This is a genomic window from Micromonospora cynarisoli, assembly GCF_030518815.1.
Lineage (GTDB): Bacteria > Actinomycetota > Actinomycetes > Mycobacteriales > Micromonosporaceae > Micromonospora > Micromonospora wenchangensis.
The window spans coordinates 6804296-6825547 of the sequence record NZ_CP130426.1; the positions used below are offsets into that span (position 1 = coordinate 6804296).

Here is a 21252-nt window from a genome sequence, read left to right on the forward strand (position 1 = left end):
AGGGCATACCGCTCGCATTTCCCAAACTTGAGGAGAAAAGCATGCCGAACACCCGAACCACTGTCGCTCACCGTCTCGGCCGGGTGGCGGCGATCGTCAGTGTGGCTGCTGCCGTCGGAGCGTTGGCCGCCTCGCCTGCTCACGCCGCCGGACCTTCCATCAGTTCCAACTCCGGAGGCGCGAACATCCGCAGTTGTGCCAACACCGGCTGCTCGTCGAACGGCTACTACGGCAACGGCACCGGCGTGACCATGGTCTGCTGGATCGACTCGCAGTGGGTCTACCCGCCGAGCTCCAACTACGCGTCAAACCGTTGGTTCCGGGTGAACAGCCCCACCTCCGGCTACATCCACTCGTCGCTGGTGGCCAATCAGGTGTCGACGCCGGCCTGCTGAGCAGGCGGGAGACATGGTCCGGCGGCTCCGAGTCAGGGGCCGCCGAACCGGACATTGATATACTTGCTCGGTGCGTTTCCTTCGTGACGGTGCGCGTTGAGCACTGACTCAGACGGCCGCGAGGAGTCGGCCGGTCAGACGGAGGAAACATTGGGCTACCAGTTGCGACGGTTCCGGTTGGCGGCGGGGCTCTCCCTTGCCGACCTGGCCCTGAAGGTCAACTACAGTCGGGGCTACCTGAGCAAGGTGGAGACCGGCCGGGCCCCGGGCAATGTCACACTGGCCCGACGCTGCGACGCGATTCTCGCTACCGGCGGCGCGCTGGCCCGGCTCGTGCTTATGCGCCCGACCCGGACCACCGGCGAACCGTCGCGGCTCCGGGATCTACCGCCGCCGCTCACCACGTCGGTCCCGCTACCCCCGAACCTGGCCAGTGGCGTCACCTACATGCTCGCCCTCGATGCGGCCCACGACGGACTGCGGCAGGTAGCCGAGCGGGACATGCCGGCCGGGAAGCTCCTCGCCGAAGCAAACCGTGCCGTACACGATGCCGGCCTCTACCGGGCTCGCGAGCAGTTGCTTGTGACGGCGTCGAAGCCGCTGGTTACCTCCGGTGAGATGGTCTTCCTACGATTGATCGCTGTCCGCGACGAGGTCCGTCGTGGGGCACGTCTGAAATCGCGGGAATACCACCGGGCCTACCACTCCTATGCCCTGGCGCTGTGGTCGTTCCGGATGGCGTTGCGCGTCGAGTTCGGCCACGAACCACTCACTCCGGACACCCTCGACAGGGCCAACTGGTTGGATCTGGAGCGCTGTGCTGACTGCGGCGAGGACGGGTGACCAGCTGGGACGTCTTCCTCTGCTACAAGTCCGAGGACTTTGAGGCCGCGTCATCCTTGAGAGAAGCGTTGGAAGCGGCGGGCCGGTCGGTTTTTCTCGATGTGCTCACCGGAGAGGACTTCGCACCGCTGACGCCTTCGGTGGAGGCAGCGTTGCTCGCCTCTCGTACCCTCGTGGCACTGATCACCCCACGCTTCCCCATGAGCCCGCATTGCCGGGCCGAACTTCACACCGCATTGACCGCCGCCTACGACCTCGACGACGGTGATACGTCGCGGGTGATGGCGGTCACCCGCGGCGTGAGCGCCGAAGAGGTACGGCCACGACAACTCACGACGATGCGGCTACCCGCAGCGGCCCGGCCCCTGGCGGATCTCGCCGCCGCTATCGGTCGGCACGTCGACGCCACCGACCGGCCCTTCGGTGCGGCCCCACCCCGCTTGAACCCCCAGTGGCTCCCGGCCGAGGTGCCGAGCGGCGTCCGGTTTCGTGGCCGCGCCGCCGACGTCTGGGAGTTGCACGAGAAGCTGCGGGCCAGAGAGAAGAACGCCACTCTGGAACACCCCGTCGTCGCGGTCCGGGGACCGGGCGGGATCGGCAAGACCGCACTCTGCCTCCAGTACGCCCGCTGGTTCTACCGGGACCATCCCGGGGGAGTGTTCGTCCTCCGGCTCGATGGCAGCCGCGCCGGCCGGGCCAGCGAGGCCCTGTTGCGCCAGAGTTACGCCGAACAGCTCGCGGCGATCGCCTCCCGGTTGGGTGCCGCTGGCCCCGACGACCTGGCGGCTGCACTGGACCGGCTCGCCAAGCCGTATCTGTGGATCATCGACGATGTTCCGGCGACCACCGGTCGTGGCTTCCTCGCAGAGCTGTGTGCCCCGACCCGACTCGGACGGACACTGCTCACCTCCCGTGGCCGGGTCGCCCATGCGGAACTGGCTCTCGCTCCACTCGGTGTCGACGACGGGGAGGCGCTGCTCACCTCCTACCGTGGCCCGACCGACAACGTGGACCGCCGGGCCGCCCGCGCCGTGGTGCGGCTGCTCGACGGCCATGCGCTCGGGCTGACGCTGGCGGCCGGCCTGACCACTCTTCCAGGTTTCTCCAATTACCAGGGGCTGCTTATCGAGTTGACCGAGGTCGAGCCCGACCACTTGGAATCCGCCGCCTCGCAGCTGCGCGAGGAGTTGCCGCCCGGCTGCGCGCAGCCGTTCGCGAACACCCTGTTGCGGAGCTTCGACGCATTCGATCCCGCCACCCGGGAGTTGCTGTGCGCGGCAAGCGTGCTGGCACCGGCCGTCATACCGGTGGACCTCCTCGTGGGGATGGTCCGGCGGACGCGCAGCAGCGTGCCCGGGCCCGTGCACGACGGACTTGGCCAGGCGGTGCAACGGGGGTTACTCGACCATGACGGTACCGACGGCTACCTGATGCACGCCATGGTGGCCCGGACGATCCGGATCTGGGTTCATCCGGCCAGCCGCCGGACACGTCTGCGCGATGCCGCGCTCGCCGAACTCACCGACGCCGTCGAGCAGACCCGGGACGGGTACCGTCACGGCGTAGTGTTGCCGTTCCTGCCTCACGTCCGGGCGGTCGCAGGCCTGCTGCCCGGCGGTGACCGGTGGAACGTCGACGCGGTCGGACGGTATCTGGTGAACGAAGCCGGCCGGGTGCAGATCGAGGCGGGAGAGAGTAGCGCCGGCCTGGCGACGTTCCGGGCTCTTCACCAGGTCTGCCTCTTCCCGTCAGTGGATGCGATCACTGAACAGGTGGTCCGGATCGGCCTGGCGATCGCGTACGAGGCCGAAGGCGACTACTCAACCGCTCTACGGTTGAAAACCGAGGCTCACCAAGGGCTGGTCCGTGCGTTGGGGCCGACCGCCGTCGACACCGTGACCGCCCACAACAACGTCGCCGTCGGGTATCTGTTGTCCGGGGAGGTCGACAGGGCCCACCGGATTCTGACGGAGGTCTACCGGGCGCGTCGGGCCCACCCTGAACTGGGGCCGTTGCATCGTGACACTCTGTTTGCGCTGGGCAACCTGGCCATCGTCCGGGACCGGCTGGGACGGACTCCGGCCGAGCGGACCCGGCATCACCGGGTGGCGCATCATCTCTGGACCGCAGCGGACGCCCGCTGGCGGAAGGTGGCCCGCCCCGACGAGCCCGGCGCGTTGGACGCCCGCAACGGATTGGCGCTCAACCTACGTGCGCTCGGTCGGCTGGAAGATGCCCTCCGCGTTGCCACCGGGCTGCGCGAGCAACGGGCAGCGCTGCTCGGCCCGGACCATCCCGACACTCTCGACGCGTGGGAGAACGAGCTCGTCATCAGGAGCGAGCTGGACCGACCCGGCGCGGCTTCCTTCGCGGACCTGCTGGTTCGGCGGCTTGCCACGCGACCCGGCCACCCCTCGACGCGGATCACCATGGCCAATCTGCTTCGCGGCGAGCCGGAACTCCGCGTCGTCCGTTCCACCGTCCACCCGCCGGCACTGTCACCGACCGGAATGACTCCCTATCAGGTGCGCCTCGACGGCGACCACGTCGATGCGGAGCTAGCCCTCCAACAGGCCGCTATGGCCTGCCAGCAGTATCGGGTGGACGCCCTCGGGTGTGACGATCCCCGTACCATGGTGGCGACCGCATATCTAGCGTACGCGATGGCGCTCGCCGACCACCTTGACGGCCAGGTGGAGACTGCGGCGGTTCTGGCTGAGGACGCGTCGGAGGGCCTCGCGGAAGCGGCTGACACCGCCGACCCACGAGACGTGGAGGCAGCCCGGCTCATCCACGAGTGGATCGGTGGTCTTCTGGCTGGATCGGCGTGAGCTGCTGCGGCAGGGCCGCCAGCTCCGACGCCACCTCGTCCGCCTTGGCCGAGCCGAGGATCCGTAGCGCGCTCAGCGACTCCTGCCACCACGCCCGTGCCTGCCCGACATCGCCGCTCAGGGCAGCGACCTGGCCCAGTCCGCGCAGTGCGAGAGCCCGCTCGAATCTGCTGCCACACTGCTCGCTGTATCTGGCTGCCGCCCTGAACGCCGCAGCACTTTCGGCAAGACGGCCGTCCAGCAGCAGCAGTCGCCCGAGAGTGTGCTGGGCGCGGGCGGCATCCATCACCATGCCGAGTTGAGCGCAGATCACCAGACACTCGGCGAGGTGCCGCTCGGCGTCGTCGTGGCGGCCGGTCTCCACCTCGGCCACCGCGAGGCCCCGTAGGGTGATTGCCACGTTGCGGCGCTGGTTGGCGCGGCGGTAGAAGGCCAGAGCCCGCCCGCCGAGCTCGAGTGACGTCTCGAAATCGGACCGTCGACGGTAGATCGCCGCTTGGTGCGCGAGTGTGTTGCTCACGCCGTGCAGATCATCGACCGCGAGGAAGCACCGGTGGGCGTGCTGGTACTCACGCAGCGCCCCGTCGTCGTCGCCCTGCTCGTGCCGGGCCAACCCCAGGTTGCTGCGGGTCATAGCCTCCCCATGTCGGTCTTCGGCGCGGATTGTGGCAGCGAGGGCAGCCTCGTGACTCGCCACCCATTCGGAGGTGCGCTTGGTCAGGAAGAAGTACGCCCTGATCTCGAACGCCAGACGCCAGCGCAGAGAATCGAGGACAGGAAGGTCCTGCTGGCAGAGCGCCACCACGTTGGCGCATTCGGCGTCGAGCCAGGCCAGGGCGGCAGCGCGGTCTGCGACATGGGCGGGATCGCCAATGTCGGGCCCCGGCGGTAGGACAGGTCGGTAGCGGTGCGGCTCGATAACCGTTTCCGCCCGACGAACGGCGTGCAGGTAGTACCGCATCAGCGCCAGCCGAGCCGAGTCGACCGACGCCGGATCGTCGTGCTGGTAAACCAGTTCCTCCGCGTATCTGCGGAGCAGGTCGTGCATGCTGTAACGCGCGGGCCCGGACTCCACGACGAGGTGGGCGCGAGTGAGAACCTGGAGTCGACGAGCCGCCTGGCGGGTCGTCGAACCGGTCAGCGCCGCCACCGCGTGGGGCCCGATGAGGTCACCGGGATGCTGGCTGAACATGCGGAACGTTCGTGCCACCTCGTCGGTGAGCTGGCGGTATGACCACGAGAAGACGGTGCGTGGGTCGGACCGGGGGTCCTCGCTGTCCAGAGAGTCGAGCGGGTTCGCCTCTCCCGCGAGGGTGTCGACGAGGCTCGTCAGTGTCCGGGTCGGCCGTCGTCGCGCATGCTCGGCGACAATTCGCAAGGCCAGCGGAAGGCGACCGCTGAGGCGGGTCATGTCCCGTGCGGCGGCTGGCTCTTGTTCCACCCGCTCGCCCAACACGGTCTGCAGCAGCAGTAGTGACTCGGCAGGGGGTAGCAGACCCAGTGCGAGAACTTCGGCACCGTGCTGCACCGCCAGGCCGGGCAACTCGTGTCGGCTGGTGACCAGCACCGCACACGACGGAGAACCTGGTAGCAACGGGCGGATCTGCTCCTCCGAACGGGCGTTGTCAAGCAGGATCAGCACCCGGAGGCCATCCAGCACGGTTCGTAGCATCGCGCCGTGGTCTGCCGGTGACTCGCCGGGTTCCACCCCGAAGGCCCGTAGCCAGCCGGGAAGGACCATCTCTGGCGGCAGTGGTTCGGACGTTCCCCAGCCACGCAGATCGACGTAGAGGACACCATCAGGAAACGCGGACGCCGTCCGATGTGCCCAGTGCAGCGCCAACCCGGTCTTGCCGGTCCCGGGCGCACCCGCCACCACCGCCATCGCTGGCGTCGTCAGCCCGGCGTTGAGCAGTAACCGATCGAGGGTGGCAAGCTCGGTGTCCCGTCCGGTGAAGACCGTCGAGGCAAGCGGAAGCTGGCGGGGTACCGGTCGCCGTTCCTGCGGTGCGACCGGTGGTGTCGCCGTCGCCGGACGTCGCCGTCGGCCCACCTCGACCCCCACGGCGGCATAGAGCCCGTCCCAATCCCGTACTCCCGTTCGGGCCGGTGCCAGAGAGGAGAGCAGGATCCGCATGGCAGGCCAGCTCGTGCGCTCGTCGGGTATCGACCGTCCGGTCTTCGCGTCGTACCAGATGCTCTTGTTGACACCACTGGCGAGCTCTGCGGCGCGGTCACCGCCGAGCTCGGCGACCGCCCTGGCGAGTCCCGCCCGGAACCGATGCCGAGCGGTTCGCTCAGTGCCGCCGAGGGGTTTCATCGATGACCTCCCGCCCGTGGTGTCCGGTGCCGGACGATCTGAGCCGGACGCGGTATCCGCCCCTGCACAGCTCACCGCGTCCCGGTGGATCGTCCGGCATGCATGCACCGCCGGACAAGTGTCGCCGGTCCCAGGCCCACCCTCCAGTCTTGCCGGCATGGACATTCACACCTCTCCCGCTACCCCCGGGCCCGTCGTGTTGGCAGTCGCCACCGAGTGGTTCTCGGCCTGTGGTGGCCTCAGCACCTTCAACCGTGGTCTCTGTATCGGCCTCGCTGCCTGTGGGGCGACGGCTCTCTGCGTGGTGCCTGCCGCCTCTGAGGAGGAACGTCGTCACGCGACCGCCCACGGCGTGACGCTGCTCACCGCCCGTCGTGTTCCAGGGATGAGCACCCGTCACGTCCTGTCACGACGACCCAACCTTCCAGCAGGCCTCACCCCGGACATCGTCATCGGGCACGGTCGGATCACCGGGGCGCAGGCGCGAATCCTTGTCGAAGACCACTTCCCGACCGCTGCACGGCTGCATCTGGTGCACATGGACCCGGACGAACTGGAGTGGTGGCGCGACGGGCAGGTCGAGGACGCCGGCGAACGCGCTGACAGCCGCGCCCGAATCGAGTGGGAGCTGGCATGCTCCGCCACTCATGTCGTCGCAGTCGGTCCCCGGCTGCATGCGCTGTGGCGTCGGGACCTGTCCGTCCTTCCTGGCAAGCCCGAGCCGCTGAGAGTTGATCCGGGTCTCGACCCCTTCGACGACGGGCCCCGTACACCTCCTCCGGGTGAGCCGGTGCAGCTGTTGCTGTACGGAAGGATGGCCGACTATCGGATCAAGGGCGTTGACCTTGCCGCTCAAGCGGTGGCGCATGCTCGTACCCTGCTTCCTGCGGATGCTCCGGACGTCGAGCTGCTCGTTCGTGGGGCCCCACCAGGGGAGAGCGGGCCTTTGCGCGACCGGATTCTCGCCTGGGCGGGTGACGGGGGACTCCGGGTCACCGTCCGGCCGTTCACGACGGATGCTGAACATCTGCGGCAGGACCTGCGGCGCGCCACCGTCGTCATCATGCCGTCGCGGGCTGAGAGTTTCGGGCTGGCCGGCACCGAGGCGATCGCCGCCGGAACGCCAGCCCTCGTCAGCGACCGCAGCGGCCTCGGCATGATGCTTCGGGAACTCCTGCCGGGGTCACGCCTGGCTCGGGCGGTGGTGCCGGTGGGGCTCCGGCCGGAGGATGACGTCGTCCGTTGGGCGCATCGCATCGCCGCAGTGCTGGTTGATCGTGACTCAGCTTTTCTTGACGCAGCGCATCTTCGTCGTTCGGTCGCCGCTCTCCGGACGTGGCGCGGCGCGGCGCGAGGGCTACTCGACGCTGTAGGGGACGGCTCGACAAGGCTCGGTGGGGAAGTGGCGCACAGGGCGACAGTCGAGACCCGCCGGGCGGAGCGGGTCAGTCCGGGCTGACGGTGTCCGCCCGCCGGCGGTGCGTCGGCGGGCGGGTCAAGGGCCGGGCAGTGGTTGCAGAGAAGAGGAGTTCATCCCAGTGCCGACCGAGATCGTGGTGTCCGTCGTCATGGTTCTGGTGGCCCCCGCCACCTCGTTGATGGCGCTCTGGCTGCGGTTGAAGCATCGCGATCGTCGCGACCGGGAGCGGCGACATCGGCTGGTCGTTGTCGCCGGGCTCCCGGCGGGAAGTCGGTTCTACGAACAGGGCGGTGACGGTAGTCAGCTTTCCTTGGTCGTCGGTCACCGATCTGATCCGGTGGGGGACAAGCGTCGGATATGACGGCCGTGGACAGGCTGCCGTCGATGCGTTTAAGGTCACGGCATCCTCCGCCCGTGCACCCCCGACGAGGAGCGCCATGGGGTTCCCGGTATCCCTCGACGAACTACTCGGCGACGAGGTCCGACGCGATCCGTACCCGTACTACGCCCGGCTGCACGAGCTGGGGGAGGCGGTCGCGCTCGCCCCGACGGCACCGCACGCCGTGGTGGTCCACGGGTACGAGGCGGCCCAGCGGGTGCTGCGTGACCCGGTCTTCCGGGTGCTCGACGCGCAGTACCTGGACCGCGCCGGCGTCCGCTGGCGTGACCACCCGGTGCTGCGGACCCTCCAGGCCAGCATGTTCAACGCCCCGGCCGAGGACCACGCCCGGGTGCGTCACCTGTTCGGGCAGGCGCTGACCGCCCGCCGGGTCGCCGCCCTGGAACCGGCGATCGCGCGGATCACCGACGGGCTGCTCGACGGGCTCGCCGAGGCGGGCGCGGACGGCCGGCCGGTGGACTTCATGGCGGCGTTCGCCCTGCCGCTGCCCAGCGCCGTCGTCGGCGAACTGCTCGGGGTGCCGCACTCCGACCGGGCCTGGTTCCCGTCCCGGGTGCGGGCGTTCGACGCGGTGCTGGAGATCGGGCCGCGCTCGTTCCGGGAGATCCGGGCCGCCAACCGCGCTGCCGAGGAGCTGACCGGGTACTTCACCACGCTGCTCGCCGCCCGTCGGGCGGAACCCCGCGACGACCTCGTCTCGGCGCTGGCCCGCCTCCGTGCCGAACGCCCCGACCAGCTCTCCGAGGCGGAGCTGCTGGCCAACCTGATCGTCACGTACAACGCGGGGTTCCGGACCACCGCCAACCTGTTCGGCAGCGGGCTGACCCTGCTCCTGGCGCGGCCCGCCGCGCTGGCCGCGTTGCGCGCCGATGCGTCCCTTGCCCCGGCCTACGTCGAGGAGATCCTGCGGTACGAGCCGCCTGTGCACTTCGCCGTGCGCTACGCCGCCGAGGACACCGAGGTCGCCGGGGTCGACGTCCCGCGTGGACGAACGGCGCTGGTGCTCACCGGTGCGGCCAACCGGGACCCGCGACGGTTCCCCGATCCGGACGTGTTCGACCCGTCCCGGGCCGACAACAGGCACCTGGCGTTCAGCGCCGGGCCACACTACTGCGTCGGTGCGGCGCTCGGCCGAACGGAGGGCCGGCTCGCCCTGCCCCGGCTGCTCGACCGGTTCCCGGCGCTGGCACTCGCCGCGACCCCCGGCGAGCCACGGCAGCTCATGTTGCGGGGGCACGACCAACTCGCGGTACGGGTCGTCGATCAGGCGGCCGATCGGCCGGACGGCACCGCCCGGGTGGACCTTGCGCAACCGGCTTGATTGAGTAAGGTCGATCAAAACGGAGCGGCTGCTCCGGTGACCAGAACGGCGATGGCCACGCCGACGTCGCACCTGGTCCCGGCCGCGTCCCCGGCCACTGCCACGCCTCCCGTGTCCCACCGGCGGCCGGGTCCGCCGACGCCGACCTCCGGAAAGGAAACCCCGACCATGACCGACGAGATCCGCGCGTTCCTCTTCGCCGCGTTGACCGAGATGAAGTACGACGTCGAGGGCGCCGACGACGACACGGTGTTCGGTCCGGCCGGTCTCGACGTCGACTCGCTCGGCCTCGCCGAACTGGCCGTACGCGTGGAGGACCGGTTCGGGGTGACCTTCGACGACGACGAGGCCGAGGCGCTGGCGATGATGACCGTCGGCGAGTTCTGCCGCACGGTGGCCGCCCGGGTCCAGCCCGCCTCGGCACACTGACCGTGCCCGCCGAGCCGCCCCGGAGGCGGTCTGTGCAGCGTCAGGTGCAGCGGGGCGAGGTAGGACGCGCATGCGTGCCGGCGTGACGGTGACCGGGATCGGCCTGGTCAGCCCGGTCGGCAGCACCGCCGCCGAGGTGTTCGACGCGGTCTGCGCGGGACGGTCCGGTCTGACCCGGCCGCCGGAGGGGCACCCGGTGCACGGGGTCGTCGACGTCGCCGCGTTCAGCCCGGACATCGACCCGGCCAGCGTGCTGCCCGGCCCCGAGTCCCGGGTGGTGGACCGCGCGGTCGTGATGGCGCTGCGGGCGGCCGGGGACGCGTTGGCCGACGCCGGGGTCGAGGTGGGTCGGGACGTCGACCCGTACCGGGTGGCCGTGATCGTCTCCGGCGTCGGCGGCCTGTCCACCCTGGCGGCCCAGGTCCTCGCGCGGGCCGAGCGGGGCCGGTTCGGGGTCAGCCCGTACATGCTGCCCGGCACCCTGCCCAACATGGGCGCGGCGCGGATCGCCATCCGGCACGGCATCCGGGGCTACACCTCGTCGATCGGCACCGCCTGCGCGGCCGGGGCCCAGTCGATCGGCGAGGCGCTGCGCATCCTGCGCGCCGACGAGGCCGACCTGGTGCTCTGCGGGTGCAGCGAGGCCCCGCTCTTCCCGACCTTCGCCGACGCGTTCGGCAACGCCCGCGCGCTCGCCCACGGCTGGTCGGACCCGGCGGCCGCGAGCCGTCCGTTCGACAGGCGGCGCAACGGTCTCGTCCTCGGCGAGGGGGCCGGGGTGTTCGTGCTGGAACGCACCGCGCACGCGGTGGCGCGCGGCGCCCGACGGCACGCCGACCTGCTCGGGTGGGGCGCGAACAACGACGCCTACCACCCGACCACCCCGCGCCCCGACGGGTCGGGCGCGGCGCACTGCATGCGCACGGCGTTGCGCGACGCCGGGCTGGGCCCCGCCGACATCGGCTACCTCAACGCCCACGGCACCAGCACCAAGGCCGGTGACGCGGCCGAGGTGGTCGCCCTGCGGGACGTCTTCGGCACGGTGGGCCCGCCGGTCAGCTCCACCAAGGGGGTCACCGGGCACGTGCTCGGCGTCTCCGGGGTGATCGAGGCGGCGATCGGCGTCGAGGCGCTGCGCCGCGGTCTGCTCCCGCCGACCCACAACCTCGACGACCCCGACCCGGGCGACGACCTCGACCACATCCGCAAGCAGCCGCGCGACGTCGCGGTGACCACGGTGATGTCCAACTCGTTCGGCTTCGGCGGCCACAACGTCAGCCTGGTGTTCGGCCCGCCCGGGGCCTGACCCGCCGCGTGCCGGGGCGATCCCGGATGCCGCGTCGGGGCGGCCTCAGCGGACGGTGAGCAGGGTCGCCCCGTCGTGCCGGGCGACGGTGACGGCGAAGTGCTGGTCGAGCATGTCGGTCACGTAGTCGAGGTCGGCCACGAGCGGCACCGGCAGCATCGCCCGCTGGTCGACCGGGGCGTGGGTGCAGACCAGCTCGATCCGGTCGGCCTTGAGCAGCCCCCGGGTCAGGAAGGCCGGCAGGTCCTCGGGCAGCAGGAAGCGCCACAGGTCGACGTTGACGATCACGTCGAGCGCGCCTGCCTTGAACTGCTGGAGCACCGTGCCGAGCAGGTGTGCGTTGGTCGGCCCGGCCGGGGCGTCGTGGTCGAAGGTCTGCGAGTCGGGGCCCAGCTCCAGGGTGGACACCCCATTGCCGATCACCAGCGCCGTACGGGTGGCCAGCTCCTTGCGCAGCGCGTCGGGCAGCGCCTCCGGCCGCCCCAGGCCCGCCCGCCGGTACGCCTCGATGGCCTGGCCGTAGAGGCGGATGCGGCCCAGGTGCCGGCCGAACGTGTTGATCGCGTACAGCACCTCGACGTCGTAGCGCAGGTGCTTGCGCAGCAGGTACTTCATGTTGTCCATCGAGGCGAGCCCGTTGGACGTCTTGCGGAAGTGCGGCAGGTGGTAGGACGTCGCCTCGACGTCCAGCTCGAACACGTCGGGCCGGCCCCCGTGCAGGTGGAAGATCCGGTAGAAGAACTCCAGGTCCTCGAACCCCCACTTGACCATCGCCTCGTCGAAGCCGGCCACCCGCAGGAACGACTCCCGGTCGACCGAGGCGTTGTGGGTCAGGCCCAGCACCCAGGGCGCGCTGGGGAAGTCGCGGATGCGCTGCGGGTGGGCGATGTCCTCCAGCCGTGGGTCGCCCCGCTCGGCGTCCAGCAGCTCCGGGCCGACGGGTTCGCCCCGACGCAGCGCGTCCGCACCGGCCCAGTCGAGGTCGTACCGCTGGCCGAGCAGGACCCCGGGCCGGCCGCCGCGTGCGGCGTGGTGGTCGCGGTGCCTGGCGAGCAGGGTGGGGTGGGCGACCGTGTCGGCGTCCAGGAACAGCAGGGTGTCGGCCTGGGCGCGGGCCGCCGCCGCGTTGCGGTTGGCGCTGCGGCCCCGGTTGGTCTCGCTGCGCACACAGGCGATCCGCAGCCGGTCGGCGTAGCGTTCGGCGACCGGGGTCAGCGGGACGGCCGAACCGTCGTCGCCGACGATGACCTCGAACTCGTCCGCCGGGAGGGTCTGCCGGGTCAGCGACGCGACAGTCGTGTCGAGCGCGACGGCGTTGTTGTGGGCGGGGATCACCACGCTCAGGCGGGGCCGGTCCATGGAACTCCTTCGGAAGATACCGGCCGGGCCCCCGTCGCGGGCCGTCAGCGGGGGGTGCAGTGCCGGGTGATGTAGTCGGCCAGGTCGCCGACCGTGGTCATCCGGTCCTCGTCGAGGTCCTCGACGTCGATCTGGATCTCCAGCTCGTCCTCGATCTCGAGCAGCAGCTCCAGCGCGAGGGAGGAGCTGAGTCCCAGCTCGTCCATGAGCTGCGTGCCGACGGTGACCGGGGCCTCCGGTCGGAGCATCCGGGTCAGCAGCGCGACCATCGTGTCGACGACCTGCGCGCGCAGCTGCGGCGCGGTGGTCGTGTCGGGCTCTGTCACTGGACCGCACGCTCCAACATGGAGCCATCAGAGCAAACGTGATCGGCGGGTGTCAACGGCTGTCGCGATCTTCAGCCGGCCGGTCGCGGGACCGGTCCGGACGGCCCGTCGAGACCGTGGAACGACGCCGTGGCGTAGGGCGCGTCACCGGTCAGGGCCACCGCGACCCGGTAGCCGGCCGGGGCAGCGACGTCGGTGACCAGGTGTACGTCCGGCGGGTCGCCGCACGCCACCACGTCGCACCGGTGCACCGGCAGCGCCAGGTGCGGCCAGAGCCGTTCCCCGGCCGCCTTGACCACCGCCTCCTTGCGGGCCCACAGCCTGGCGAACCGGTCGGCCCGGCCGGCGACGTCCGGCCCCGAGGCGACGTGCCGGGCCTCCCCGGCGGCGAAGAACCGGACGGCCAGCGCCAGCGGGTCCCGGCCCGGTGTCACGTGCTGGATGTCGACCCCTACCGGCCGGTCACCGCCCACCGCCACCGCGACCAGGCCGTCGGAGTACGACAGGCTGGTCTGCGGCCCGCCCCGGGGCTCGGTCAACGTCGGCTTGCCGTACCGGCCCCGCTGCCAGGCGAGCCGTCCGGGTGCGACGCCCAGGGCCGCGCCCACCAGCAGGCGCAGCGCCCCGTGCGCCACGGTGAACCGGTCCCGGGCGGCGGCCGGGCCGAGCGCCGCCGCCCGGTGGCGTTCGTCGGCGGTGAGCACCGCGTCGTACCGGGCCAGCTCGTCCGGGCCGGGCCGGGCCGACAGGATCCAGATCCGGACGGTGTCCCGCATGGGCCGTACCCTAGCGTCGTCGTCCGCCGTGCGGCCCGGCCGTCGGCGGCGATTTGCGACGTTGACACGTGCCGATCTCCGTTGCTCTGATGGACCGATGTTCGCGCAGACCGCCGAGGCGCAGGTGCTCGTCCCGTTCGCCGGCCCGGGGGCCGGGACCGCGCCGCTGACCTGGGGTCAACTGGCGATCATGCAGGACATGCGGGAGACCGGGTGGACGCACAACGTCAGCGGCGCGCACCCGGTGCCGGCCGGGGTCACCGCGGAGCAGGTCGCGGCGCAGCTCGGTGACCTGATGAGCCGGCATCCGGCGCTGCGGATGCGGCTGGGCACCGACGAGCGGGGCGAACCCTGCCAGGTGGTCTCCGCCGACGGGGAGATCGCCCTGGACGTGCTGGACGTCCCCGACGACGCCGACCCGGCCGACGTGGCGAAGTTCGCCTACGAGCTGGGCCACGCCCGGCTGCTGGCCCCCTACGACCTCTACCGGGACTGGTCGGTGCGGATGGCGGTGATCCGGCACCGGGGCGCGCTGGTGCACCGGGTGCTGACCCTCGACCACCTGGTCGTCGACGGCACCGCGACCGCCCTGGTGATGGCCGACCTCGGGCTGGTCGACCTGGCGGCCCGGCGGGCTCCCGACCCGCGTACGGTGCAGCTGCTCGACCTCGGCCGGCGGGAGCGCACCCCGCCGCTGCGCCGGGTCAGCGACCGGGCGGTCCGCCACTGGGAGGCGCACCTGCGCGACCTCCCGCCCTCGACCTTCGGCGAGGTCACCAACCCGGCCGGGCGGCACGGCCGACGGTTCTGGCACGGCCGGTTCAGCTCGCCGGCGACCTACCTGGCGGTGCAGGCCATCGCCCGACGCACCCGGACGGACACCTCCCGGGTGCTGCTCGCGGTGATCGCGGTGGCGGTGGGCCGGGCCACCGGGGTCAGCCCGTTGACCGCCAAGCTCATCGTCGGCAACCGGTTCCGGCCGGGGTTCGCCGAGGCGATCGCCCCGCTGAGCCAGAACGGGGTGCTCACCGTGGACGCCACCGACACCACGGTGGACGAGGTGGTGACCCGGGCCCGTCGCGCCTCCGTCGCTGCCGGCATGTACGCCTACTACGACCCGGTGCAGCTCGCCGAGGCCGCCGCCCGGCTCGACGAGGAGCGCGGCTACCCGGCCCGGGTGACCCTCCGGATCAACGACCGGCGGGTGGTGACCAGGCGGGCGGCGGAGGACGCGGCCCGCGCCGCCGAGGTGACCCCGGAACAGATCCGCAGCCGGGCGGGCGAGACGTTCCTGGTCTGGGACGGCACCCTCGACCACCTGCCCGAGCAGGCGTTCATCACCGTCGAGGACCAGCCGGACACCATCTTCCTCCAGGTGATCTTCGATCTGGGCTGCTTCACCGAGGCCCAGGCCGAGGCGCTGCTGCGCGGGGTGGAGGAGGTGGCCGTCGAGGCGGCGTTCGACCCGGCGGCACCGACCCGGGTCACCGGTTGACCGCCCGGACGACGGTCACCGGCCGCCGGACGACCCGGTGACCGCCGCCGCGCCGGGTCGACGGTCCCGGGGGAGGGTCACCGCTCGACCCGGTCCCAGGTCACCGGCAGCGCCTCCAGGCTGCGTACCACCAGGCCGGGCCTGAACCGCAGCTCCTCCTCGGGCACGGCCAGCCGCAGGCCGGGCAGCCGGCGCAGCAGCGCACCCAGCGCCTCCTGCAACTCCATCCGGGCCAGCGCCGCGCCGAGGCAGTGGTGCGGGCCGGCCCCGAAGGCCAGGTGCGGATTGTCGGCCCGGGCCAGGTCGAGGGTGTCCGCCCCGGCGAACACCGACGCGTCCCGGTTGGCCGAGGCGATCGCCGGGAGCACCGGGGTACCCGCCGGCAGGCACACCCCGCCCAGTTCCACCTCCTCGGTGGTGACCCGGGGCAGCAGCACCCCGTTGTCGCCGAGCTGGATGAACCGGGACAGCTCCTCCACCGCGCGGGCCACCGCGACCGGATCGTCACCGCGCAGGCCGGCGAGCTGCTCGGGGTGCCGGGCCAGCACGAGCAGGAACAGGTTGAGCTGGTTGGTGGTGGTCTCGTGGCCGCCGACGAAGATGCCGGCGGTCACCGAGACGAGTTCCCGTTCGGTGAGGTCGTCGTGCTCGTCCCAGGCCTTGATCAGGGCGCTCATCAGGTCGTCGCCCGGCTCGCGGCGACGTTCGACGATCATCTCGCCGAACGCGTCGAGGGCGGCCTGCGGGGCCGCCGGGTCGGCGTCCCAGTCGCCGACGAGCGCGTCGGACCACTCGCGTACCCGGTCCTGGTCCTGCTCCGCGATGCCGAACAGCTTGCTGATCACGTAGATCGGCAGCGGCGCGGACAGGTGGGGGATCAGGTCCGCCGGAGAGCCCGCCGCCACCAGGTCGTCGATCATCCGGTCGACGAGCGCGGCCACCGTCGGGCGCAGCGCCTCCACCCGGCGGACGGTGAACGCGTGCGACACCGCCCGGCGCATCGTCGTGTGCCGGGGCGGGTCCATCCCGATCAGCGAGTCCTCGGCCAGCGACCCCAACTCCCGGGTCGGCCGGTCCGGCCCGGCCGCGGCGGCCCGGCTGAACCGCTGGTCGGTGAAGACCCGGCGGACGTCCGCGTGCCGGGTGGCGAGGTAGGCCTTCCCGCCGTCGGGCAGCGCGATGGGGGCCACCGGGCAGGTCTCCCGCAGCCGGGTGTAGTCCGGTGACGGGTGGTAGATGGTGGGAGCCGGAGCGAGCGGGTACGGAATGGGCTCTTGCGTCATCTGCGACTCCTAGGGTGGGTCTGACGGTGGATCAGCTCCGGGTGCCTGCGGCGAGGGCCACCAGCGCCGGCACCACCTCGGCGGGGGAGGGCATCGCGTGGACCCGGTCCCGCATCAGCGCGGCGGCGGCACGCCAGGGGCCGTCGGCGATCAGCTCGCCGACCAGCCCGCGGAGGGTGTCGTCGTCGGCCCGGCCGCCGGTCAGCCAGGTGCCGGCCCCGGTGGCGGCCAGCCGCTCGGCGTTGAAATGCTGGTCGCTGACCTGCGGCAGGACGAGCTGCGGCACCCCGAGGCCGAGCGCCGTCATCGTGGTGCCCGCACCGCCCTGCTGCACCAGCGCGGCGCAGGTCGGCAGCACCAGCCGCAGGGCCAGCGGGCTGTCGACCAGCCGGACGTTGCCCGGCAGCGGGCCGAGCGCCGCCTGCTGGGCCGGCTCGACCAGTACGACGACCTCCACGTCCAGCCCGGCCACCGCCCGCACCACCCGGGGGAGGTCCAGCCGGTCGTCCAGCCCGGCCCCGGCCATCATGGTGCCCCCCGTGACGCACACCCGGGGCCGGTCCGCCGGCCCGTGCAGCCAGGCCGGCAGCACGGCCGGACCGTTGTACGGCACGTACCGGACCGGCCGGGTCGGGCCGGCCGTCGGCACCTGCATCGGCGGCGGCACCGGGTCGAGGGTCAGCATCCCGGCGAGGTCCACGTCGGCGGCGGCCAGCCCGAAGCGGCCGGCCAGCGGGCCGAGCACCGGCTCCGGGTCGAGCCGGAGGGTGACCGAGGAGTCAGGCCCCCACAGGTGCCGCACCCCGGGCACGCCCAGCGCGGCGGCGGCCACCGCGGCGGCGAGGTTGAACGGCTCCCAGACCATCAGGTCCGGCCGCCAGGAACGGCCGAAACCGACCAGGTCGTCGAGGAGGGCGTCGGCGAACCGGACCACGCCGCCGTCGGCGGTGATCGCCGGCTCGACCGTGTCGTCCGGGGTGGCGTCGTCCGTGGCCCGGTCCAGGGCGCCCACCGCGCCGATCCGTCCCGCGAACGCCTCGGCGAAGTCGACGTCCGCACCGAGCGGCACCGCCGCCAGCCCGGCCGAGGTGATCGCCGGCACCAGCGCCGGATGGCTGGCCACCCGCACCTCGTGGCCGGCGGCCTGGAGGGCCCAGCCGAGCGGCACGAGGCCGTAGAAATGCGACCGCCAGCCCCACGTCGTCAACAGAATCCGCAAAGCCGCAGTCAAGTCCGACCCATCCGCGCGTACCACCCGGCAGTCCCGGTGCACCGATGCTAGGCGATGGGTGTCCGTACCCGGAAGATCGCTGCCCGGACCAATGGATATTGACGCCGACCGTACCGATGACCGAGTCTTACCGGTGCCCGATGTGGACCGCCGACCGACAGGTGGGTAGCTCGCCATGACCGTCGTCTCGGAGCTGCGGGACTACCCCTTCGCGCCGTTCACCGGCGACCTGCCCACCGAACTGCTCGACATGGTGGTGTCCGATCCGGTCAGCCGGGTGCGGTTGCCCGACGGCCGGCCGGCCTGGCTGGTGCTCGCCTACCAGGACTGCTGCACGGTGCTGGCCGACCCCCGGTTCTCCCGGCTGCCGCCCGGCGCGACCGGAACCCCCGACGGTGGCGGCCCCCGCGAGTTGAACATGGACGGTCCGGCGCACGCGGTCGTCCGCCGGGTGGCCAGCCGGGCGTTCACCGCCCGTCGGATCGACACCTTCCGCCCCCGGGTACGCCGGCTGGTCGACGCGCTGATCGACGACCTGCTGGCCGGGCCGCGTCCCGCCGACCTGGTCGCCGCGCTGGTGGCGCCGCTGCCGGTCCACGTGGTCTGCGACGTGCTGGGGGTGCCGGTGGCCGACCGGCCCCGGTTCTACGGCTGGATCGAGGGCCTCAACTCGGTCACCGCGTACGGCTCGGCCGACGCCGCCGCCGCGCAGGCGGAGCTGCGGGCGTACCTGGCCGGGCAGTTGGCCGGCAAGCGGGCGAACCCCGGCGACGACCTGCTCTCGGCCTGGGTGCTGGGCCGGGACGCGCACGAACTCGACGACGCGGAACTGGTCGAGCTGGCGATGGGGGTGCTGCTCGGCGGGCTGGAGATCAACTCCACGAGCGCCGGGCTGCGCGCGTTGTTCCAGCACCCCGAGCAGTTGGCGAAACTGCGGGCCGACCCGGGCAAGCTCTCCTCGGCGACCGACGAGATCCTCCGCTACACCTCGGTGAGCAGCATGTTCCGGGTCCAGGTGGTGCGCGAGGACCTCACCCTCGGCGGGGTGGCGATGCGTGCCGGGGACTGTGTGATGGCGATCCCGTGGGTAGGCAACCGCGACCCGCGCGTCTTCCCGGACCCGAACGTCTTCGACATCGACCGGGTGCCGACCGCACCGCACCTCACCTTCGGCTTCGGGCCGCACTTCTGCCTGGGCACCGCGCTGGGCCGGATGCAGGTGGAGCTGTCCATCGGCGAGCTGCTGCGGCGGATGCCGGGGCTGGCCCCCGCGGTGCCGCTGCACGAGATCCCCTGGCGGCACGACCGGATGAACGGCGGCATCGCGTCGTTCCCGGTCACCTGGTGAGGCCGCCGCGCCGGTCACCGGCGGGCGGCCGTCACCCCACCTGCGCGGGCGGTCAGTAGCTCTCCACCGCGTTGACCCGGTCCGGCCAGTACCGCTGGCCGGGCGCGGCGACGTAGTGGTCCCACCGGGGCGCGTCGCCGGTCGGGTGGTCGCCGAGCACGGTGATCCGCTGCCCGCGCCGGACGCCCGCGTAGTCGTTGATCGCGTAGTGCTGGGTGACCCGGTTGTCCCAGATCGCGACGTCACCCACCCGCCAGCGGTACCGGCAGGTGAACTGGGGGCCCTCGGAGAAGGCGAACAGGTACTCCAGCAGCGCGTCGCTCTCGTTGCGGCTCAACTGCGGGATGTGCGAGGTGAACAGCCGGTTGACGTACAGCGAGCGGCGGCCGGTCTCGGGGTGCACCCGGACCACCGGGTGTTCGGCCCGGCTGGTGAACTCGGTGCCGATCCGGATGACGTGGATCGCGGTCAACCCGTCGAGCAGGTCCCGCATCGGCGCGGAGAGCGCCTCGTACACCCGGCACTGGTTGGTCCACATGGTGTCGCCGCCGGTTTCGGGCAGCTGCACCAGGTGCAGGATCGAGGCGATGGGTGGGCTCTGGTGGAAGGTCATGTCGGTGTGCCAGACGTCCACCTTGCCGCCGTCCTCGGAGTCGATCAGGACGATCTCCGGGTGCCCCTCCAGCCGGGGCAGGTACGGGTGCAGCTCGACCTCGCCGAAGCGCCGGCCGAGGGCGATGTGCGCCTGCGGCGTCAGCCCGGTCTGCCCGGCGACGAAGACCACCTGGTGCGCGAGCAGCAGCCGGTGCAGGTGGGCGAAACCCTCGTCGGTCAGGGTGTTCAGGTCGATGCCGTGGACCTCGGCGCCCAGGGCACCCGCGACGAGCCGTACCTGCGGCACGAGGGACGTGGTCATCGGTGCTTCCTCCGGTCTGGGCACCCGGGCCCGTCGGCGCATTGTTCCACGAGGGTGAATGGGATCTCCACCGTCGATATTGACGCCGTCACGCTGTCCCTGGGAGCATTCGGGCCGGCGGCGGCCACGGCCATCGTGGACGCGCGGCGCGACGGGGGGCTGTCCCGGTGACGATCGAGACCTCGACCGATGACGATCCGGCGGCCCGGCTCGGCCGGCTGACCGACCTGGCCACCCCGTTCGCCGTACGCACGGCGGTCACCCTGCGGGTGCCGGAGCGGATCGCGGCCGGCGTGACCGGCCTGGACAAGCTGGCCGCTGCCTGCGACGCCGACCCGGACGCGCTGGGCCGGCTGCTGCGCTACCTGGTCCACCGGGGCGTGTTCGTGGAGACCGCGCCGGACGTGTTCGCGCTGACCGACGTCGGCGAGCTGCTCTGCGAGCGGGACGGCGGCGGCCACGGCGGCTACCTCGACCTCGACGGTCTCGGGGCGCGGATGGACCTCGCCTACACCGGGCTGCCGCACGCGGTGCGTACCGGCGGGCCGGGCTACCAGGCGGTGCACGGGCGGGACTTCTGGGCCGACCTCGACGCGCACCCGTCCTACCGGGCCTACTTCGACGCGCTGATGCTCAGCCAGCAGCGGTTCACCGCGCCGCAGGTGGCGGCGCTCTATCCGTGGCAGCGGGTGGGTCACGTGGCCGACGTCGCCGGAGGGGCCGGCGGGCTGCTGCGGGAGCTGCTGACGACCCACCCGCACCTGCGGGGCACCCTGGTCGACCGCGACGAGCCGGTGGCGACGGCGACGGCGACGTTCGCCGCGCACGGGCTGACCGACCGGGTCGAGACCGTGGTCGGGGACTTCTTCGCCGAACTGCCGGCCGGTGCCGACGTGTACGTGGTGTCCCGGGCGTTGACCGACTGGAGCGACAGGCACGCGACGGCGATCCTGCGCCGGTGCGCCGAGGCGGCCGGGCGCACCGGTCGGGTGCTGGTGGTGGAGGTGCTGCCGACCGACCCGTACGTGCCGCACCGCTCGCCGTACGACCTGCAGATGCTGGTGCTGGTGGGTGGCCGCGAGCGGGGGGTGCCCGAGCACGTGGCGCTCGCCGCGGCGGCGGGTCTGAAGCAGGTGGGGACCTATCGCGGCACCGGGGGCCTGACCCTGTTGGAGTTCGCTGCGGACGCCTGATCCGCCGACCGGTGATCCGACGTTCGTACCTGTTTTCCCGGGCCCGCGTGACGCACGGTG

Annotated in this window: 18 protein-coding genes; 11 read left to right on the top strand and 7 right to left on the bottom strand. The window is 72.0% G+C overall.

Annotated elements, in window-relative coordinates; genetic code table 11:
• Positions 1–41: 41 nt before the first annotated feature.
• From Q2K16_RS30065 to Q2K16_RS30075, 3 genes are all read left to right on the top strand, one after another.
• Complete coding sequence (locus tag Q2K16_RS30065; protein ID WP_302741755.1) at positions 42–395, top strand: hypothetical protein; 354 nt, start codon at positions 42–44, stop codon at positions 393–395.
• A gap of 96 nt (positions 396–491) precedes the next feature.
• Complete coding sequence (locus Q2K16_RS30070) at positions 492–1238, top strand: helix-turn-helix domain-containing protein (protein WP_302741756.1); 747 nt, start codon at positions 492–494, stop codon at positions 1236–1238.
• Positions 1235–4069: a tetratricopeptide repeat protein gene (locus Q2K16_RS30075; protein ID WP_302741758.1), complete on the top strand. Its 2835-nt coding sequence runs from the start codon at positions 1235–1237 to the stop codon at positions 4067–4069. Before Q2K16_RS30070 ends, Q2K16_RS30075 begins: the two co-directional genes overlap by 4 nt.
• Here the strand turns inward: Q2K16_RS30075 and Q2K16_RS30080 are convergent.
• Complete coding sequence (locus Q2K16_RS30080) at positions 4026–6389, bottom strand: ATP-binding protein (protein ID WP_302741760.1); 2364 nt, start codon at positions 6387–6389, stop codon at positions 4026–4028. The genes Q2K16_RS30075 and Q2K16_RS30080 overlap by 44 nt on opposite strands.
• Positions 6390–6546: 157 nt before the next feature.
• Between Q2K16_RS30080 and Q2K16_RS30085 the strand changes: the two genes are divergently transcribed.
• The 5 genes from Q2K16_RS30085 to Q2K16_RS30105 all read left to right on the top strand — a co-directional run bounded on the left by Q2K16_RS30085 (position 6547) and on the right by Q2K16_RS30105 (position 11265).
• Positions 6547–7848: a glycosyltransferase family 4 protein gene (locus Q2K16_RS30085; RefSeq protein ID WP_302741761.1), complete on the top strand. Its 1302-nt coding sequence runs from the start codon at positions 6547–6549 to the stop codon at positions 7846–7848.
• 79 nt (positions 7849–7927) lie between these two features.
• Positions 7928–8170 (top strand): hypothetical protein, encoded by a 243-nt coding sequence (locus Q2K16_RS30090; protein WP_302741762.1) that lies wholly within the window; start codon positions 7928–7930, stop codon positions 8168–8170.
• A gap of 76 nt (positions 8171–8246) precedes the next feature.
• Entirely contained in the window at positions 8247–9530 is a 1284-nt protein-coding gene (locus tag Q2K16_RS30095; RefSeq protein ID WP_302741763.1) for a cytochrome P450, read from the top strand.
• A 168-nt stretch (positions 9531–9698) separates the two neighbouring features.
• The gene (locus tag Q2K16_RS30100; RefSeq protein ID WP_302741764.1) at positions 9699–9959 is read left to right on the top strand and encodes an acyl carrier protein; all 261 of its coding nucleotides are present in this window, start codon (positions 9699–9701) and stop codon (positions 9957–9959) included.
• A 70-nt stretch (positions 9960–10029) separates the two neighbouring features.
• Entirely contained in the window at positions 10030–11265 is a 1236-nt protein-coding gene (locus Q2K16_RS30105; protein WP_302741765.1) for a beta-ketoacyl-[acyl-carrier-protein] synthase family protein, read from the top strand.
• 45 nt (positions 11266–11310) lie between these two features.
• Here Q2K16_RS30105 and Q2K16_RS30110 read toward each other — a convergent pair whose 3' ends face one another.
• The 3 genes from Q2K16_RS30110 to Q2K16_RS30120 form a co-directional block, all read right to left on the bottom strand.
• Positions 11311–12624: a glycosyltransferase family 2 protein gene (locus Q2K16_RS30110; protein WP_302741766.1), complete on the bottom strand. Its 1314-nt coding sequence runs from the start codon at positions 12622–12624 to the stop codon at positions 11311–11313.
• Between the two features lie 44 nt (positions 12625–12668).
• Positions 12669–12950 (bottom strand): phosphopantetheine-binding protein, encoded by a 282-nt coding sequence (locus tag Q2K16_RS30115; protein ID WP_302741767.1) that lies wholly within the window; start codon positions 12948–12950, stop codon positions 12669–12671.
• 71 nt (positions 12951–13021) lie between these two features.
• Positions 13022–13726, bottom strand: coding sequence for a 4'-phosphopantetheinyl transferase family protein (locus Q2K16_RS30120; RefSeq protein ID WP_302741769.1), 705 nt, complete (start codon positions 13724–13726; stop codon positions 13022–13024).
• A 97-nt stretch (positions 13727–13823) separates the two neighbouring features.
• On the opposite strand from Q2K16_RS30120, the gene Q2K16_RS30125 reads away from it, so the two are divergent.
• Positions 13824–15221, top strand: coding sequence for a condensation domain-containing protein (locus Q2K16_RS30125; RefSeq protein WP_302741771.1), 1398 nt, complete (start codon positions 13824–13826; stop codon positions 15219–15221).
• Positions 15222–15298: 77 nt separating this feature from the next.
• Here the strand turns inward: Q2K16_RS30125 and Q2K16_RS30130 are convergent, their stop codons facing one another.
• Positions 15299–16504 carry a cytochrome P450 gene (locus Q2K16_RS30130; RefSeq protein ID WP_302741773.1) on the bottom strand — a complete coding sequence of 402 codons (1206 nt, stop codon included), beginning with the start codon at positions 16502–16504 and terminating at the stop codon, positions 15299–15301.
• Positions 16505–16535: 31 nt separating this feature from the next.
• Positions 16536–17723 carry a nucleotide disphospho-sugar-binding domain-containing protein gene (locus Q2K16_RS30135; protein WP_302741774.1) on the bottom strand — a complete coding sequence of 396 codons (1188 nt, stop codon included), beginning with the start codon at positions 17721–17723 and terminating at the stop codon, positions 16536–16538.
• Between the two features lie 187 nt (positions 17724–17910).
• On the opposite strand from Q2K16_RS30135, the gene Q2K16_RS30140 reads away from it, so the two are divergent.
• Positions 17911–19083 carry a cytochrome P450 gene (locus Q2K16_RS30140; protein ID WP_302741776.1) on the top strand — a complete coding sequence of 391 codons (1173 nt, stop codon included), beginning with the start codon at positions 17911–17913 and terminating at the stop codon, positions 19081–19083.
• A 52-nt stretch (positions 19084–19135) separates the two neighbouring features.
• Here Q2K16_RS30140 and Q2K16_RS30145 read toward each other — a convergent pair whose 3' ends face one another.
• Positions 19136–19999, bottom strand: a complete 864-nt coding sequence (locus tag Q2K16_RS30145) for a TauD/TfdA dioxygenase family protein (RefSeq protein WP_302741778.1) — start codon at positions 19997–19999, stop codon at positions 19136–19138.
• A gap of 167 nt (positions 20000–20166) precedes the next feature.
• Between Q2K16_RS30145 and Q2K16_RS30150 the strand changes: the two genes are divergently transcribed.
• Positions 20167–21192 carry a methyltransferase gene (locus Q2K16_RS30150; RefSeq protein ID WP_302741780.1) on the top strand — a complete coding sequence of 342 codons (1026 nt, stop codon included), beginning with the start codon at positions 20167–20169 and terminating at the stop codon, positions 21190–21192.
• The last annotated feature ends 60 nt before the right edge of the window (positions 21193–21252 follow it).